The 16,817-nt window shown below is 60.9% G+C and carries 15 protein-coding genes and 2 pseudogenes; 6 read left to right on the forward strand and 11 right to left on the reverse strand.

What is annotated here, in order from left to right:
* Window positions 1-135: 135 nt before the first annotated feature.
* Together NTD89_RS08185 and NTD89_RS08190 are read left to right on the forward strand one after the other, a co-directional pair.
* Complete coding sequence (locus NTD89_RS08185) at window positions 136-477, forward strand: zinc ribbon domain-containing protein YjdM (protein ID WP_262207047.1); 342 nt, start codon at window positions 136-138, stop codon at window positions 475-477.
* 160 nt (window positions 478-637) lie between these two features.
* Window positions 638-895 (forward strand): hypothetical protein, encoded by a 258-nt coding sequence (locus NTD89_RS08190; protein WP_145164332.1) that lies wholly within the window; start codon window positions 638-640, stop codon window positions 893-895.
* A gap of 136 nt (window positions 896-1,031) precedes the next feature.
* Here NTD89_RS08190 and NTD89_RS08195 read toward each other — a convergent pair whose 3' ends face one another.
* Window positions 1,032-1,649 (reverse strand): FKBP-type peptidyl-prolyl cis-trans isomerase, encoded by a 618-nt coding sequence (locus NTD89_RS08195; RefSeq protein WP_106578202.1) that lies wholly within the window; start codon window positions 1,647-1,649, stop codon window positions 1,032-1,034.
* Window positions 1,650-1,939: 290 nt separating this feature from the next.
* On the opposite strand from NTD89_RS08195, the pseudogene NTD89_RS29510 reads away from it, so the two are divergent.
* Window positions 1,940-2,956 (forward strand): annotated as a pseudogene (locus NTD89_RS29510) (methyl-accepting chemotaxis protein); the annotation flags it as partial.
* A 309-nt stretch (window positions 2,957-3,265) separates the two neighbouring features.
* Window positions 3,266-3,859 (forward strand): annotated as a pseudogene (locus NTD89_RS29515) (methyl-accepting chemotaxis protein); the annotation flags it as partial.
* Between the two features lie 643 nt (window positions 3,860-4,502).
* On the opposite strand, the gene NTD89_RS08205 reads toward NTD89_RS29515, so the two are convergent.
* From NTD89_RS08205 to NTD89_RS08220, 4 genes are read right to left on the reverse strand one after another with little or no spacing between them, the layout of a single operon-like run.
* Window positions 4,503-4,871, reverse strand: coding sequence for a VOC family protein (locus NTD89_RS08205; RefSeq protein WP_262207050.1), 369 nt, complete (start codon window positions 4,869-4,871; stop codon window positions 4,503-4,505).
* Window positions 4,872-4,900: 29 nt separating this feature from the next.
* Window positions 4,901-6,364 carry an N-acyl-D-amino-acid deacylase family protein gene (locus NTD89_RS08210; RefSeq protein WP_262207051.1) on the reverse strand — a complete coding sequence of 488 codons (1,464 nt, stop codon included), beginning with the start codon at window positions 6,362-6,364 and terminating at the stop codon, window positions 4,901-4,903.
* Window position 6,365: 1 nt separating this feature from the next.
* Window positions 6,366-7,226: a MurR/RpiR family transcriptional regulator gene (locus NTD89_RS08215; RefSeq protein WP_119736703.1), complete on the reverse strand. Its 861-nt coding sequence runs from the start codon at window positions 7,224-7,226 to the stop codon at window positions 6,366-6,368.
* A gap of 25 nt (window positions 7,227-7,251) precedes the next feature.
* Window positions 7,252-8,601 (reverse strand): gluconate:H+ symporter, encoded by a 1,350-nt coding sequence (locus tag NTD89_RS08220; RefSeq protein WP_242201127.1) that lies wholly within the window; start codon window positions 8,599-8,601, stop codon window positions 7,252-7,254.
* A 247-nt stretch (window positions 8,602-8,848) separates the two neighbouring features.
* Between NTD89_RS08220 and NTD89_RS08225 the strand changes: the two genes are divergently transcribed.
* Entirely contained in the window at window positions 8,849-9,241 is a 393-nt protein-coding gene (locus NTD89_RS08225) for a lysozyme inhibitor LprI family protein (protein WP_262207053.1), read from the forward strand.
* A gap of 4 nt (window positions 9,242-9,245) precedes the next feature.
* On the opposite strand, the gene NTD89_RS08230 is transcribed toward NTD89_RS08225, so the two are convergent.
* The 5 genes from NTD89_RS08230 to NTD89_RS08250 all read right to left on the reverse strand — a co-directional run bounded on the left by NTD89_RS08230 (window position 9,246) and on the right by NTD89_RS08250 (window position 14,300).
* The gene (locus NTD89_RS08230) at window positions 9,246-10,691 is read right to left on the reverse strand and encodes a SulP family inorganic anion transporter (RefSeq protein ID WP_145164344.1); all 1,446 of its coding nucleotides are present in this window, start codon (window positions 10,689-10,691) and stop codon (window positions 9,246-9,248) included.
* Between the two features lie 205 nt (window positions 10,692-10,896).
* Window positions 10,897-11,790, reverse strand: a complete 894-nt coding sequence (locus NTD89_RS08235) for an NAD-dependent epimerase/dehydratase family protein (protein ID WP_262207055.1) — start codon at window positions 11,788-11,790, stop codon at window positions 10,897-10,899.
* 103 nt (window positions 11,791-11,893) lie between these two features.
* A complete protein-coding gene (locus tag NTD89_RS08240; protein ID WP_242201134.1) occupies window positions 11,894-12,790 on the reverse strand; it encodes a LysR family transcriptional regulator in 897 nt (298 codons plus the stop codon).
* 31 nt (window positions 12,791-12,821) lie between these two features.
* Window positions 12,822-13,412, reverse strand: a complete 591-nt coding sequence (locus NTD89_RS08245) for an NAD(P)H-dependent oxidoreductase (protein ID WP_145164352.1) — start codon at window positions 13,410-13,412, stop codon at window positions 12,822-12,824.
* 123 nt (window positions 13,413-13,535) lie between these two features.
* Window positions 13,536-14,300 carry a sulfite exporter TauE/SafE family protein gene (locus NTD89_RS08250; protein ID WP_262207057.1) on the reverse strand — a complete coding sequence of 255 codons (765 nt, stop codon included), beginning with the start codon at window positions 14,298-14,300 and terminating at the stop codon, window positions 13,536-13,538.
* Window positions 14,301-14,483: 183 nt separating this feature from the next.
* Here NTD89_RS08250 and NTD89_RS08255 point away from each other — a divergent pair, with 183 nt between their 5' ends.
* Window positions 14,484-15,374, forward strand: a complete 891-nt coding sequence (locus tag NTD89_RS08255) for a LysR substrate-binding domain-containing protein (RefSeq protein ID WP_262207059.1) — start codon at window positions 14,484-14,486, stop codon at window positions 15,372-15,374.
* Here the strand turns inward: NTD89_RS08255 and NTD89_RS08260 are convergent.
* On the reverse strand, window positions 15,320-16,726 hold the full coding sequence (locus NTD89_RS08260) for an amino acid permease (RefSeq protein WP_262207060.1): 1,407 nt from the start codon (window positions 16,724-16,726) through the stop codon (window positions 15,320-15,322). The two genes, NTD89_RS08255 and NTD89_RS08260, sit on opposite strands and share 55 nt — an antisense overlap.
* Between the last annotated feature and the right edge of the window lie 91 nt (window positions 16,727-16,817).

The raw sequence follows: 16,817 nt of genomic DNA on the forward strand, positions 1-16,817 counted from the left end.
CCCCCCCCCCCCCCCCCCCCCCCCCCCCCCCCCGCTCCCACATCTAGATCCCATTGCCAACCCACTATCCCGCTCGCGCTTAAAATCCCTATATAATGTGCGACTTTAGCCATTCCTGACTTTCAAGGAGCTTTAGTGAGCACGTTGCCACCCTGCCCAAAATGCAATTCTGAATACACCTACGAAGATGGCGCCCAGCTGATCTGCCCGGAATGCGCCCATGAGTGGTCCGCCAATGGCGAGGCCGAAGCAGCCGGTGATGAAACCGTGAAGAAAGACTCTGTAGGCAACGTCCTGCAAGACGGCGACACCATTACCGTGATCAAAGACCTCAAGGTCAAGGGCACTTCCCTGGTGGTCAAGGTGGGCACCAAGGTCAAAAACATCCGCCTGTGCAACGGCGATCACGACATCGATTGCAAGATCGACGGTATCGGCCCGATGAAACTCAAGTCCGAGTTTGTGCGCAAAGTCTGAATCTGCTGCCTCCATCCCGCGCCCACCGCGGGATGGCGTTTCGCCCTCTGCGTTGATCACGCGCAATATCCACACAGAAAAACCAGGAAACCTCCAATAGGCACTTGCTATTCTACGAATAAGAATTATTCTCATTGAAACCCATCAAGGAGAACGACTCATGACTTATTTGATAGATGCCTGGCTGGACCGCCCACACCCATACCTGCGAATCCTGCATCGGGAAACCGGTGAAGTCTGTGCAGTGCTGGAAGAAGAAGCGCTGAATGAGCTGCAGGACCAGGGCGATCTGGACGTGAATGGCCTGAGTTCCAGTGAACCTGGGGTGCTGAAGGAAGTGGTGCGTAATCTGTTTCTGTTCTGCTATGCCCGAGCGTTGCGCCCGACGACTGAGGTCAATGGCAAGTTCCATCCATGAGCGAGCCAACACACAGGCCCTATGTGGGAGCTGGCTTGCCTGCGATAGCCTCAACTCGGTAAGGCGTCAGACCGAGTCGTCTGCATCGCGGGCAAGCCCGGCTCCCACATAAAGCCGATGCCAGTGCTATCAGGTCTTACAGAACGTCGAGCAGCTCGACGTCGAACACCAGAACGCTGTGCGGCGGGATGCTGCCAACGCCTTGAGCGCCGTAAGCCAGTTCGCTCGGCACGTACAGACGCCATTTGCTGCCGGCATTCATCAGTTGCAGGGCTTCGGTCCAGCCGGCGATCACGCCGCCAACCGGGAATTCTGCAGGCTGGCCGCGCTCGTAAGAGCTGTCGAACACAGTGCCGTCGATCAGGGTGCCGTGGTAGTGAGTACGCACTTGGTCTTCACGGGTCGGCTTGGCGCCTGTACCGGCAGTCAGTACTTCAAACTGCAGGCCGGAAGCCAGGGTAGTGATGCCATCACGCTTGGCGTTTTCAGCCAGGAACGCCAGGCCAGCGCCAGCCGCGGCTTCAGCCTTGGCAGCCGCTTCGGCTTGCATGATTTCACGGATAACTTTGAAGCTGGCCGCCATTTGCTCTTGGTCAACGCGGCTTGGCTTGCCAGCGAACGCGTCGGTCAGGCCAGCCAGGATGGCGTCGATGCTCACGCCCGGTGGCGGGTTGTCGCGCAGTTGGTCGCCCAACTGACGGCCGATACCGTAGCTGACGCGGGTTTCGTCGGTGGACAGATTAACTTCGGACATGAAGAGGCTCCGCTGTAGGGCCATTACGAAAAACGCTGTTTTGCGTGGCGGCCCTGAACTAAAAGGGCCAGCAGACTAGCACACAAGACCCGCCGATGATGAGCCCCCCGTCCCCGGCCTCTGAGGGCCGGCAGGGAATCGATTGCTCTACGGCGATGGCGACCCTTTGTCGCACCCAGATTAAAAACATTTCAGAATCCCCCGCCTGCGCCGATACAGCCCTACACACTTTGGCTGGCTCAAACAACAACACCGTCCAGCAGACACACATCATTCTTGCGGAGCATTCGATGAATAGCTGGTTCGGCAACATCAGCGTCAACCTCAAACTCGGCCTGGGCTTCGGCCTGGTGCTGGTCCTCACGTCAATCCTGGCACTGACCGGCTGGACCAGCCTGGGCGGCCTGATCGACCGCAGCAACTGGATGAGCGACATCACCCAGCTCAATGCCTCGCTGACCAAGCTGCGCATCGTGCGCCTGCAATACATGCTGGCCAAAGGCGACGAAGCCGTGGCACAGAACGTACAGACCAGTCTCGACGCCTTCGCCGCCCAGCAACAGAAACTGCTGGACAGCTTCAAGAGCCCGGAAAACCTCAAGCTGCTCAACGAGCAGAAAGCCGTCATCACCGCGTACCAGCAGTCCCTGAACAAAATGCGCGAGGCCTACCGTAACGGTAACGCCGCGCGCCAGGTCATGGGCGACAAGGCCGACATCGCCAAGACCCAGATCGACGCGCTGGAAACCAGTGTGCAGCAGATGCCCGACAGTCCGGAGCGCTTCACCCAGTACCAGGCCGTCACGCGCGCCAAGGAAGAGTTCCAGTTGAGCCGCTATGAAGTGCGCGGCTACACCTACAATCCCAGCGCAGAGACCGAAGCCCGCGCCGCCGCACAGATTGAAAAAGCCATCAGTGGTTTGAAAAATCTCAGCGCCGCACTCGGCGCCAGCCAACAAAGCGCGTTGACCTCGCTGGAAACCGCGCTCGGCGCCTATCGCAGCGCCGTGCAAAGTTACAAGGCGGCCAACGCCAACATCGTCAGTGCCCGTGCGGAAATGACCACCCAAGGCGCCGATATCGTCACCATCAGCGACAAGCTGTACGACATTCAACTGAATCGCCGTGACGCCGAAAGTACCCAGGCCCGCAGCCTGCAACTGATCAGCACCTTGCTTGCCCTGCTGGTCGGCATCATTGCGGCACTGGTGATTACCCGTCAGATCACTCGCCCGATCCAGGACACCCTGGCCGTGGTGGAGCGCATCGCTTCCGGCGACCTGAGCCACAACATCCAGGTGACCCGTCGTGACGAGTTGGGCGTATTGCAACAAGGCATCCAGCGCATGGGCACCACCCTGCGTGAATTAATCAGCGGTATTCGCGACGGCGTAACCCAAATCGCCAGCGCCGCCGAAGAACTGTCGGCCGTTACCGAGCAGACCAGTGCCGGCGTCAACAGCCAGAAGATCGAGACCGACCAAGTCGCCACGGCGATGCACGAAATGACGGCTACCGTGCAGGAAGTCGCACGCAACGCCGAGCAAGCCTCGCTGGCCGCTGCCGACGCCGACGGCCAAGCCCGCGCGGGCGACAAAGTGGTGGCCGAGGCCATCGCCCAGATCGAACGCCTCGCTGCTGAAGTGGCACGCTCCACCGACGCCATGACGCACCTGCAGCAAGAGAGCAACAAGATCGGCAGCGTAATGGACGTGATCAAGGCCGTGGCCGAGCAAACCAACCTGCTGGCACTCAACGCCGCGATTGAAGCAGCGCGTGCCGGTGAAGCCGGTCGCGGCTTTGCCGTGGTCGCCGACGAAGTGCGTGGCCTGGCCCAGCGCACACAAAAATCCACCGAAGAAATCGAAGGCCTGGTCGCCGGCCTGCAGAACGGCACTCAGCAAGTGGCCACCGTGATGAACAACAGCCGCAGCCTCACCGACAGCAGCGTTGAGCTGACGCGCAAAGCGGGTGTGTCGCTGGAAAATATCACCCGTACGGTGTCGAACATCCAGTCGATGAACCAGCAGATTGCAGCCGCGGCCGAGCAGCAAAGTGCCGTGGCCGAAGAGATCAGCCGCAGCATTGTGAACGTGCGTGATGTGTCCGAGCAGACCGCAACGGCGAGCGACGAAACGGCCAAGTCGAGCGTGGAACTGGCGCGTTTGGGCAGCCAATTGCAGCAGATGGTCAGCCACTTCCGGGTTTAAAAAACCAAAAAGCCGCCTCGGCCGAAACCGAGGCGGCTCCACTTCTCAGACCTTAAAAGTCATCGAAGCTGTCCCGCAGGAATGTCCACACGTGATAAACACGCAGGGCACTCACTACGAGGTTCCACGTACGTCGTGCAAACTTAGACATACTCGGCCCTCCAAGCGTTGGGCCTTACCTCCAGCGCACTTACCGGAACACGTGAGCCTTTGGACGCGGGTCAATGCGTCCTTTGAGGTGGCCGGGCTAGTGGTCCTTCCGCATCAATCCGGCACGGATTACTAGCCCGTGGCGGTCGGTCCAGAATTCGCGCGCATACCCGGCTCACCTGAAAAGCGACAAACGCAGAACGAGGAAGAGCCTAACCAACATTCCTGCCGGAGGTGTGTCCAACAGTGGTCAAACATCCAGCATTTATCGATAGATTCATTGCAAGCTTTTGCGATCAAATCTGTCCAGGGACAAAGCCCGAACAGCGCTCCCTGCCAACCATCCTTTCCGTCTTGCGTGACGATGTGACTGGCAGGTAGTATCCACCCGCGGGTCGATGCGTCCTTTGAGACAGCAACCCCAGCCACTCACTGGGTTTGCAATAAAAAACCGCCCTACTAAGGCGGTTTTTTATTGCCTGCAATTGCCCTGTCAGCCCTCGCCTTCCTCGACAAACACCAGCCGATTACCAAACGGATCGCCGATGCTCATCTCCCGCGAGCCCCACGGCGTTTTTTCAACGCCAGGCTTGGCATACCGATAATCCTTGGCCAGCAATTGCTGCTGATACGCGTCCACGCCTTGCGCCTGAATCCGCACCGCTGACCCCGGCGACGCATCGCCATGATGCTCGGACAAATGCAGCACGCACTCACCCAACGACACCTGCAGATACAACGGGAAATTCGCTTCGAAGCGATGCTGCCAGTCGACCGTGAACCCGAGGAAGTCGACGTAGAATTCCAACGCTTTGACTTCGTCGAATATCCGCAGAATGGGGGTGACTTTTCCTAAGTGCATGACGACAGCTCCGTGTATGAAAGCGCCCACTATAGAGTCGAAAACCCACCACGCAAATCCCCATTGCGCGCCAAAAACCGCCCTGGCCGCTGACCATTGGCCTGCCCCTCGCTGTAGCTCAACACACCATTGATCCACACGCCGTCAATGCCTTCAGCCGCGCGTTGTGGCGCCTTGAAGTCCGCCACGTCGCGCACCCGCAATGGGTCGAACAACACCAGGTCAGCCCAATACCCTTGACGAATTTCCCCACGCTCGGCCAAGCCAAAGCGCGCCGCCGACAGCCCGGTCATCTTGTGCACCGCCGTGTGCAGCGGGAACAACCCCACGTCCCGGCTGAAATGCCCCAACACCCGTGGAAACGCGCCCCACAAGCGTGGATGCGGGAACGGGTCTTCCGGCAAGCCATCAGAGCCCACCATCGACAGCGGATGCGCGAGGATGCGTCGTACATCCTCCTCATCCATTCCGTAGTACACCGCCCCCGCCGGTTGCAGGCGACGTGCTGCGTCCAGCAGCGAAACGTCCCACTCGGCGGCAATATCCTGCAAGTCGCGCCCGCCGACTTCCGGGTGCGGCGTCGACCAGGTGATGGTGATGCGAAACGCATCGGTGACCTGCTTGAGGTCCAGGGTCGAAGAGCTGGCCGCATAGGGATAACAATCACAGCCCACCGGGTGGGTTTTTGCAGCCAGTTCCAGCGACGCCAACAGCTGCGGACTGCGCCCCCAGTTGCCCGCACCGGCGCACTTGAGGTGGGAAATAATCACTGGTGCCTTGGCGTGTCGGCCGATCAAAAACGCTTCGTCCATCGCTTCCAGCACGGGCTCGAATTCGCTGCGCAAATGCGTGGTGTACACCGCACCAAACGCCGTCAGTTCTTCACTGAGTTGCAGCACTTCATCGGTCTGGGCATTAAACGCGCTGGCGTAGGCCAGGCCTGTGGATAAACCCAGCGCGCCAGCCTCAAGACTTGCTCGCAACTGCACACGCATGGCACCGATTTCATCCGGCGTGGCGGTACGGTGCAGGTCATCCATATGGTTGCTGCGCAGCGCCGTATGGCCGATCAACGCCGCGACATTGACCGTCGGATGAGCGCTTTCCACAGCAGCGCGGTAATCGGCAAACCGCGGGTAAGCGAACGCCTCACGCGTGCCCAGCAGGTTCATCGGGTCCGGCGGATCGCTGCGCAACGTCACCGGCGAGGCGCTGATGCCGCAGTTGCCGACAATCACCGTGGTCACGCCCTGGCTGAGTTTGGGCAGCATCTGCGGATGGCGGATCACCACCGTGTCGTCGTGGGTGTGCACGTCAATAAACCCCGGCGCCAGCACACGACCCTGCGCCTCGATCTCATGCTCGGCCTGCGCAGTCGCCAGGTCGCCGATTGTCTCGATACGCCCGTCACGCAGCCCTACATCGGCGACATAACCTGGAGTGTTGCTGCCATCAATGATCAGCGCCTGGCGAATCAGCGTGTCGTACTTCATATCAATCTCCAAGCGGCAGGCTATCGGGGCCGCCGCGATAATCGTCCAGGGCCAGCTTGATCCGGCGCAGGCGTTCCTGGTTCTCGTCCGGCATGACCAGCGCCAGCTCGGTGGCGAGCAGGTCGATGGCCAACAGCATTCCGTAGCGCGCCGCGGTGGGCTTGTAGATAAAACTGGTTTCGGCCGGCTGCAGCGGCAACAACACGTCCGCCAGCTGCGCCAGTGGTGAATCGGCCAAGGTGATGGCGACGATGGGCGCATCGTAATTGCGCGCCAGCCTCACCACGTCCAACAACTCGGGCGTGAGGCCAGAGAGCGAGCACACGATCAGAGCCTGCTCAGGGCCCAAGGTCGCGGCGGTGACGCGCATCATCACCGGGTCGCGGCAAGCGGCAATCGGGTAACCCAGGCGCACCAGTCGCACTTGCAACTCTTCACTGCACAGGCTCGACGGGCCGCCCATGCCGAATGCGTGAATCATCCGCGCCTTGCCCAACAGGCTGACGGCATCGACAAAACTCGCCTGGTTGAACCCCGACAGATGCTGACGCAAGGTCAGTTCGATATCGCCGAGAATCTGCCGATGAAACGCCGACTGCTCCGGCAACCCCGCCGGGTCCAGGAAGCGGCTGCCCACCCCGCTGGCCTGGGCCAGTTGCAAGCGTAAATCGCGCAAGTCGCGGCAGCCGACGCTGCGGGCAAACCGCGACAAGGTCGCTGTGCTGACTTCGGCGCGTTGGGACAACTCCTCCAGGCTGGCCGACGCGGCAAAGCCCACGTCATCGAGCATCAGCTTGGCGATACGTCCTTCGCCGGCGCTGAAGGAGTCCTGGCGGGCGCGGATCTGGTAGAGGATGTCCATCGGGGCTCCGGATTACAAATGAGGCTCATAAAACAAGCGACAGACCGTAAGTCAGACCGAACGCGACCACCGAGATCAACGTCTCCAGCACGGTCCAGGTCTTGAAGGTCTGGATCACCGTCATATTGAAGTATTCCTTGATCAGCCAGAAGCCGCCGTCGTTGACGTGGGAAAAGATCACCGAACCCGCGCCAGTCGCCAGCACCAGCAACTCAGGGTGTGGATAACCCAGGCCCATGGCGACGGGCGCGACCACACCGGAGGCCGTGGTCATGGCCACGGTGGCCGAGCCGGTGGCGATGCGCATCAGCGCAGCAAACAACCAGCCCATCACCAGCGGCGACAGATGGAAGGCGTGGGCCAGGCCGAGAATTTCATTGGTGACGCCCGCGTCCACCAAAATGCGATTCAAGCCACCACCGGCGCCCACCAGCAAGGTGATGCTGGCGGTCGGTGCCAGGCATTCGTTGGTGAACTTGAGGATCGCCTCGCGGTTGAAACCCTGGGCCAGGCCCAAGGTCCAGAAGCTCACCAAGGTGGCCACCAACAGCGCGATCACCGAGTTGCCGATAAACAGCAGGAACTGGTTAAAGCCAGTGCCGGGTGTAGAAATCACATTGGCCCAGCCGCCGATCATCATCAGCACCACCGGCAACAGGATGGTGCCCATGGTCAACGTAAAGCTCGGCAGACGGGTGCGCGGCTCGCGCTCGATAAACTGGCGTTCCAGCGGGTTCTGCGCCGGCAGGTGAATACGCGGCACGATGAACTTGGCGTACAACGGGCCGGCGATGATGGCCGTGGGAATACCGATCAAAATTGCATACAGCACGGTCTGCCCAACCGAGGCGTTATACGCCAGCACCGCCATCATCGCCGCCGGGTGCGGCGGCACCAGCGCATGCACCACCGACAAACCGGCGACCATCGGCAAGCCGACCATCAGAATCGACACGCCCACACGTCGCGCCACGGTAAAGGCAATCGGCACCAGCAACACAAAACCGACCTCGAAAAACAGCGGCAGCCCCACCAGGAAGGCAATACACACCATCGCCCAGTGCGCATTGCGCTCGCCGAAACGGTTGATCAGCGTACGCGCCACCTGCTCGGCGCCGCCGGACTCGGCCATCATCTTGCCGAGCATGGTGCCCAGCGCCACCACCAGGGCAATGTGCCCCAGGGTTTTACCCACGCCCGCCTCGTACGAGCCCATGATGGTGTCCGCCGGCATGCCGGCCATCAGCGCCAGGCCAATGGACACCAAGGTGATGACGATAAATGGGTTGAGTCGGTAACGTGCGATCAGCACGATCAATGCAATGATGGCGATGGCAGCGTATGCCAACAGCCCCAAGCCCAGTGGTGCGGCCATGCGGTACTCCTTGGAAAGGGTCACGTCGAATTGGTTGTGAAACTCATAAATCATTCCTCGATTAAATTTTCAATTTCTATGAAAGTAATTTTCGCCCACGGATAAGTGCTGTCGCTTGGGGACATGCCCAGCGCCAGCCAATGAAAATCCGAGGGGTGTTCTTACATGAAGTTTTTGCCGCGCCGAAACTCAACCGCAGGGGCCGAGTCTGAGAGGGCAGCCCTACCGTCGTTCAGGAATCCCGACAATGAATCGCAAGACTCTGCTTGTTCCTTTCGCCGCCAGCGCGCTGTTGCTGGCGTTCTGCAGCAGCGCCTCGGCCGCCGAGAATGCGGCGCTGAAAAAATGCATGGACAGCGCCAACACCACCGTCGACATGGTCAATTGCAACGTCAAGGAAACCAAGGTCCAGGACGACCGCCTGAACAAAGCCTATAAAACCGCCCTGGCCGCCCAGGAAGGCGACCGCAAGCAGAAGCTGCAGGACGTGCAGCGCCTGTGGCTCAAATACCGTGACGCCAATTGCGCCTTCGCAGGCAGTGCCACGGGCGGCACCATCGACCAGGTCAACGGCTCCGGCTGCGTGCTGGACATGACCCAGACCCGCGCACAGGAACTCGAAGACCTGGTCGGGCCGTGATCAGTTACTCATGATGAACGCGCGCACGCTTTAACAGCTTCTTGCAGCGCTCGGACAAATGCAGCACCCGCAGATGTTTGCCGGCCTTGCTGTAGCGCTCTCGCAAGGTCATCAGCGCGGCAATCGCCGAGTAGTCAACAAAGCTCAGGTGACGGCAATCCAGCGTTACCTGAGCCGGGTCGTTGGCCGGGTCGAACTGGTTCAGAAACGGCGTGGTCGAGGCAAAGAACAACGTGCCATGCAGGCGGTACAGCTTGCTGCCGTCGGCCTCCAGATGTTCATCGGCATACAGCTCGCGCGCCTGTTGCCAGGCGAAGTTCAGCGCCGCAATCACAATGCCGCACAGCACGGCCGTGGCCAGGTCGGTAAACACGGTAATTACCGTCACCGCCAGAATCACCAGCACATCATTGACCGGCACTTTGTTGATCACCCGCAACGACGCCCAGGCGAAGGTCTGCTGCGACACCACAAACATCACGCCCACCAGCGCCGCCAGCGGAATCCGCTCGATCAGCGGCGACAGAAACAAAATGAACAACAGGATCATCACCCCGGCAAACACCCCGGAGAAACGCCCGCGCCCGCCAGAGCTCAAGTTGATCACGGTTTGCCCGATCATCGCGCAACCGCCCATGCCGCCGAACAGGCCCGAGACCATATTCGCCGCGCCCAGGGCCACGCTTTCGCGGTCAGGGTAGCCACGGGTCTCGGTGATTTCGTCGGTGAGGTTCAAGGTCAGCAGGGTTTCCAGCAAGCCGACCATCGCCATCAGGAACGCATAGGGCGCGATGATGCCGAGGGTTTCCAGGGTCCAGGGAATTTGCGGCAGCGCGAAGGTCGGCAGGCCACCGGCGATGTGCGCCATGTCACCCAGTGTGCGGGTTGGCAGGCCGAGCAGGTACACGGCCAAACCGACGCCGAGGATCGCCACCAGCGCGGGCGGCACGGCGCGCGTCAGGCGCGGCAGCAAATAGACAATCGCCATGGTCACCGCCACCAGGCCGATCATCACGTATAACGGCGTGCCGCTGAGCCAGCTTTCGCCGCTTTTGAAATGTTCCAGTTGCGCCAAGGCGATGATGATCGCCAGGCCGTTGACGAAACCGAGCATCACCGGGTGCGGCACCATGCGCACCAGCTTGCCCAGGCGCAACACGCCGAACGCGACCATGATCAGCCCGCCCAGCAACACCGTGGCCAACAAGTACTCCACGCCGTGTTGCACCACCAGCGCGACGATCACCACCGCCATCGAACCGGCGGCACCCGAGACCATGCCGGGCCGGCCACCGAATAACGCGGTGAGGGTGCAAATGATAAAGGCGCCGTAGAGCCCCATCAGCGGGTTGAGGTGGGCGACCAGGGCAAAGGCGATGCATTCGGGCAGCAGCGCAAAGGACGTGGTGAGGCCGGCCAGGGCATCGGCGCGCAGACGAGTGAGGTTCATGAGGTACCAGGGCGTTGCGGGGAATAAGGCGGGGAATGGTACGGAATTGCAGGGAGTGGGGCCAGTAAAGCGTAACAACAAATGACCGAGGCGCCTTCATCGCAGGCAAGCCAGCTCCCACATTGACCGAGTCATTCAAGCAACACTCGGTCAATGTGGGAGCCGGGCTTGCCCGCGAAGGCAGCACCGCGGTGCTAAGCGAACATCACACCATTTCGTTGCGAATCCACTCCACCACCGACGTACGCTTCGGCGCCCAGCCCAGCAGTTCACGGGCATGCTTGCCCCGCACGCGGCTGTTGGAGCCCAGGCCATAGTTGGCCATTTCATAGCCCCACTCGGCTTCAGCATCCGCCAACGGCCAATCCTGCGGCTTGCCCAGCTTCAACGCTTCGGCAATAGCAGTGGTCATGTCGACAAACGCCGCTTCACCGCTTTCCACAAAGTAGAAGGTGCCCGGCACATTCTTCTCAAGCGCCAGCAGGTACAGCGCTACCACGTCTTCGATGTGCACGTTGGACCAGATGTTCTGCCCAGTGCCCACATGGCGCACCACGCCACTTTTGCGCGCCTGCTTGAGCAGCCGCGGCAATTGCACGCTGTCACGCTTCACACCCAGGCTGTGACCATAAATCAGGGTGTTGCAGATCACCGCCGAATTCACGCCGTCTTTGGCCGCCGCCAGAATCAGGTTATCGATGGCCACGCGCGCAGCCTTGTCGACGGTCGGCTCCGGCAGGTTGTCTTCAAAGTAGATGACATCGCTGGCCTTACCGCCCGACGCATCGCCAACGATGCTCGAACCGCTGGTGTGCAGGAAGGGCTTGTTCGAGCCCTTCAAGGCGGCCAGCAAGGTTTCGACGGCAGCGCGATGGTCGCTGCTGGCGGCGTTGATAACTGCATCGGCCTTCGAAGCCTGCTCGGTCAACACGGCCGAGTCATCCAGGGTGCCGATCACGGGCGTGATGCCCAGGGTTTTCATTTCAGCGGCTTGTTCGGCGCTGCGCACCAGGCCGGTAATGGCGTGGCCAGCCTTGACCAGGCCAGTGGCGATGGAGCCGCCGATAAAACCTGCTGCGCCGGTAACGAATACATTCATGGAGTGTGCTCCTGACGGGATAAGTGATGGGTCCAGTATCGAGGACTCATCCCTGTCGAATAAGACCGTATTGCCCAATTCAATCTTGCGCACAGGTCACGAATCAGCAGGCATACCGCGCCAGCTTGGTCTGAATGAAGTCCAGGAAACACTGGATACGCAACGCCAATTGCGAGTTGCGATAGAACACTGCGTGGATCGGCTGGCGATAACCACTGTTAAACGCCTCCAGCACCGGCACCAGCCGCCCGGCATTGATGTCTTCGACCGTCATGAAGTTCGACAGGCAGCAAATGCCCTGCCCTTCCAGCGCCAACTGGCGCAGGGTTTCGCCACTGGAGGCAGCGATGCTCGGCTGGATCAGCCAACGGTCACCTTCCACATGGCGCAACGGCCAATGGTTGAGGGTTTCGGTCTGGGTGAAGCCCAGCAACGTATGGTCCGCCAACTCGGCCACCGTGGTCGGCGTGCCGTGTTGCTTGAGGTAGTCGGGGCTGGCGAGGATATGCAGCGGCGTGCAGCCAAGGGAACGGGCATGCAACGTGGAGTCGGCCAGGGCGCCGATACGGATGGCAATGTCGGTGCTCTGTTCCAGCAGGTCGATGATCAAGTCATCGCTGTTCAGCTCCAGCTGGATGTCCGGGTAGAGGCTGCGAAACTCGGCGATGTACGGCACGATCCCGTGCAGCATGAAGGGCACGGCGGCGTTGATGCGCAGCCGCCCGGCCGGGTTTTTCTGGCGCGACGACAGGCGCTCTTCCAGATCATCCATCTGCGCCAGAATCACCTTGGCCTGCTCGAAGAAGTACTTGCCCTCTTCGGTCAGGTCCATGCGCCGCGTGGTGCGGTTGATCAGCGTGGTGTCGAGCTTGGCTTCCAGGCGCGACAAGGTGCGGCTGACCGCCGACGGCGTCTGCCCGACCTGCTCCGCCGCGGCGGAAATCGAACCGCACTCAATCACGCTGACGAAGATCTGTAACTCATCGGATCGGGCTTTCACAGGCTGTCCTTCTTGATCGGTGGGTAGCAGCTTACACCGACAGGTTAAACACCTGCGCCAGATGCTGCTCGTAGCGCGCCACGTCCGCCTCGATGGCCGGGCGTTTCATCACGTCTACGCACAGGAAGGTCGGCAGGCCGGTCATGCCGAGGAACTCGTTGGCCTTGTGGAACGGGAAGTACACCGCGTCCACGCCCTTGGCTTCGAAGAAATCGGTCGGGTCGTCGAAGGCTTGCTGCGGCGCGTTCCAGGTCAACGACAACATGTACTGTTTGCCCTGGACCAGACCACCGCTGCCGTATTTTTGCGACGCATCGGCACGCGTACGGCCATCGCTGGCATACAGGCTGCCGTGGCCTTCGGTGAAGACTTCATCGATGTACTTTTTGACGATCCACGGCGCGCCCATCCACCAGCCGGGCATCTGGTAGATGATCACATCGGCCCAGAGAAATTTGGCGACTTCTTCGGCCACGTCGTAGCCTTCATCGATGTGGGTGACTTTGACGTCGATACCGCCACGGTCCAGCACCGCCACGGCGGCTTCATGCAGGGTGGCGTTATAGCGGCCGTCGGAATGGGCGAATTTCTTGCCGCCGTTGAGCAGGAGTACTTTTTTCATGGGAAGGAATCCAAAGGGCTGAAAATGTCTGCCGGCAGGCTATCGACATTCAACCCTTGGAATAAGCAGCAGTGCGGCAAAATACATTTGACCCAAACGCACGAATAACGCCGCACTCTTGATTTAACCACTGATCAGCAAATGACCGCCCAACAGCGCCATGCCGATAAAAAATACCCGTTTGAACAGCACCGCGCTGATGCGCTGACGCAGTGCCTGGCCCAGCCACATGCCCAACAGCGCAGGCACCAGGGCCAGTAGGGAGGCATTCATTTCGCCGCCGCCGAGGGTGCCACGCCACGCCAGCCCCGCCGCCAGCGCCAAGGTGGAAACGGTGAACGACAGCCCCAGCGCCTGCACCAACTGATCACGGTTCAAGCCCAAGGCTTGCAGATACGGCACGGCGGGAATCACGAACACGCCGGTGGCCGAGGTGATGATGCCGGTGACCAGCCCGCACACCGGCCCCAGCCAGCGCTCGGTGTGAGGCTGCACCGTGAACGTGGGCAGAAACAACCCACTCAACGCATACACCAGCAGCGCGCCCCCCAACGCGCGAACGACCCAATGGCCGCCGTCCATGCCCAGCCATAGCGTGCCGAGCCCGGTGCCGAGGAAAATCAGCACCAGCATCGGCCACAGGCGTTTGAGCAACGCGCTCAAGTGGCCGCCGAATGCCAGTTGCCAGAGGTTGGTCACCGTTGAGGGAATGATCAGCAATGCCGCAGCCTGCGCCGGAAGCATAGCCAGGCCGAGCATGCCCATGGCCACGGTGGGCAGGCCCAGGCCAATCACGCCTTTGACGGTGCCGGCCAGCAGGAAGGTGCCGATAACCAATAGGGTCAGGGCCGCGCCGAGGTTTTGGTAGTACGCCAGGAAGGTAGTCATGGGGGGATTGTGCGACGTTAAGGCGGTTATGAAAATTCGCCATATACTGAGGCAGCCTCTTGTTTTGCGTGAGGCTCAGATCGCTATCGCAGGCAAGCCAGCTCCCACATTTGGAATGCGTTTCAACTGTGGGAGCGGGCTTGCTCGCGAAGGCGCCAGCCCAGTCACCGAAGAGCTTCAGCCATGCACTTTGACCTGATCGACCTGCGCCTCTACCTGCACATCCTCGACACCGGCAACATCACCGCCGGCGCGGCGCGCAGCCATTTATCCCTGGCCGCCGCCAGTGCGCGCATCCGTGCGATGGAAGCGTCATTGGGCATCGAATTTCTTGAGCGCGGCCGCCGGGGCGTCACACCCACACCCGCGGGCAAAGCCCTGGCCCGCCACGCGCGCTTGCTGCTGCAACAAGCCGAACACCTGCAACAAGACCTCGCCGAATACGCCAGTGGCGTCAAAGGCCAGGTGCGCCTGCTGTGCAATACCACCGCCCTGAGTGAATACCTGCCGGAATTGCTTGCCGATTTTCTGCGCGAACACCCCAACCTCGATATCGACCTGCAAGAGTTGCCGAGCCTGCGCATCACACAGGCCTTGCGCCAGGGCACCGCGGACCTGGGCATCATTTCCGACGCAGTGGACACCCACGGCCTGCAAACCCTGCCCTTTCGCGACGACCCGCTCGTACTGATCATGCCCCTCGACCATCCGCTGACGACCGCGAGTTTCATCGACAGCCTGCAATACGACTACGTCGGCCTGGCCGCCAACAGCGCATTGGCGGTGTATTTGGAGGAACAGGCGCTGCACGCGGGCTTTCGCCTGCAAACCCGCATCCGCGCCGATGGTTTTGATGGGTTGATTCGCATGGTCGCGGGCGGCGCCGGCCTGGGCATCGTGCCCCAAGCGGCACTGGAGCGCTGGCCGCTGCAGCGCCGCTTCAAAGCCCAACCGCTGCATGAAGAGTGGGCCCGCCGCACGCTGCTGTTGTGCGCGCGCTCCTTCGAACAATTGCCCGGTTACGCCAAGGCTTTGTTCGACGCCCTCGCCCTGCCCTTGCGGAAAAACCCGTAATACACCGCCGACAGAATCATCAGGAACGGCACGCCAAACACCAGCGTCATTTTGAACGCCTCGGTGAAGTACGTGGTGATCATCACCGCGCCCATCAACACCAGGCCCAGCAGCGTGCTGTAGGGGAACAAGCGCAGTTGGAACGACAATTTCGCCCCGCCATGGCGCTTGCGATAACGGCGGAAAAACAGGTGCGTGAGGAAGATCATGAACCAGGTGAAGATCGCGCCGAACATTGAGATCGCCATCATCAGCGTAAACGAGCTTTCCGGGTACACCACGTTCAGCAAGGTCGCCAGGGCGATGCCCGAGCTGGACAACAGCAAGGCGTTCAGCGGAATCCCACTCTTGCTCAAGGCGCCCATCGACTTGGGCGCAAAGCCTGCGCGCGCGAGGCTGAATATCATGCGCGTGGTGATGTAGAGCTGGCTGTTCATCGCCGACAGCGCCGCAATCAGAATCACAAAATTCATTACCCCGGTGGCGCCGGGAATGCCGATGGTCTGCATCACCGTGACGAACGGGCTCTGGGTCTGACCGGCCTGGTTCCACGGCACGATGGCCAGCATCAGCGCCAGGGTCAGCAGGTAAAACACCACCAGCCGCACGATGGTCGCGCGAAAGGCTTTCTTCACTGCCTGTTCCGGGTCGGCGGCTTCACCGGCGGCCACCGCGATCATCTCCACGCTCAAGTAACTGAAGATCGACACGATCACCGCGATCCACATGCCGCTCAAGCCATGCGGGAAAAAGCCGTCGTGGGCGGTGTAGTTCTGCACGCCGTACGCCGGGTTGCCGGAGCCGAACACCACGTACACCGCAAGGATGATGAAGCCGACGATGGCGCTGATCTTGATCGTCGAAAACCAGTATTCGAAATTGCCGAAGGTCTTCACGCTGATCGCATTGAGCAGGATCAGCACGCTGGAAAACGACACGATCCACACCCATTCCGGCACGTTGGCAAACCAGTACTTCATGTACATCGCCACCGCCGTGACCTCGGCGCCCACCGCCAGCACAATCGCGGCCCAGTAGGCGTAACGCACCAGAAACCCGGCCAGCGGGCTGATGTAGAACTCGGCGTACGCGCCGAATGAGCCCGAGGTGGAATGCGCCACCGTCATCTCCGCCAGGCAGCCCATCAACAGCAAGGTGATCAGCGCGCCGATGGCGTAGCTCACCAGCACGCTGGGCCCGGCATAGCCGATGGCATAGGCGCTGCCCATGAACAGCCCGGTGCCGATGGCGCCACCGATGGCGATCATACTCATCTGGCCGGAAGTGAGCTGGCGCCGCAGGCCCAGTTCGCGGTGGGTGATCTCTGCAAAACCGTTGTCGGGTGTGGTCACGTGGTGTGCCCCTTTATTATTGTGATTTGTTACTGCCGGTGCCGAACCCTGTGGGAGCTGGGGTTGGGGGGGGGGGGGGGGGGTGTTATAA

Source organism: Pseudomonas sp. 14P_5.3_Bac1 (assembly GCF_025466135.1).
In the GTDB taxonomy this organism is placed as follows: Bacteria; Pseudomonadota; Gammaproteobacteria; order Pseudomonadales; family Pseudomonadaceae; genus Aquipseudomonas.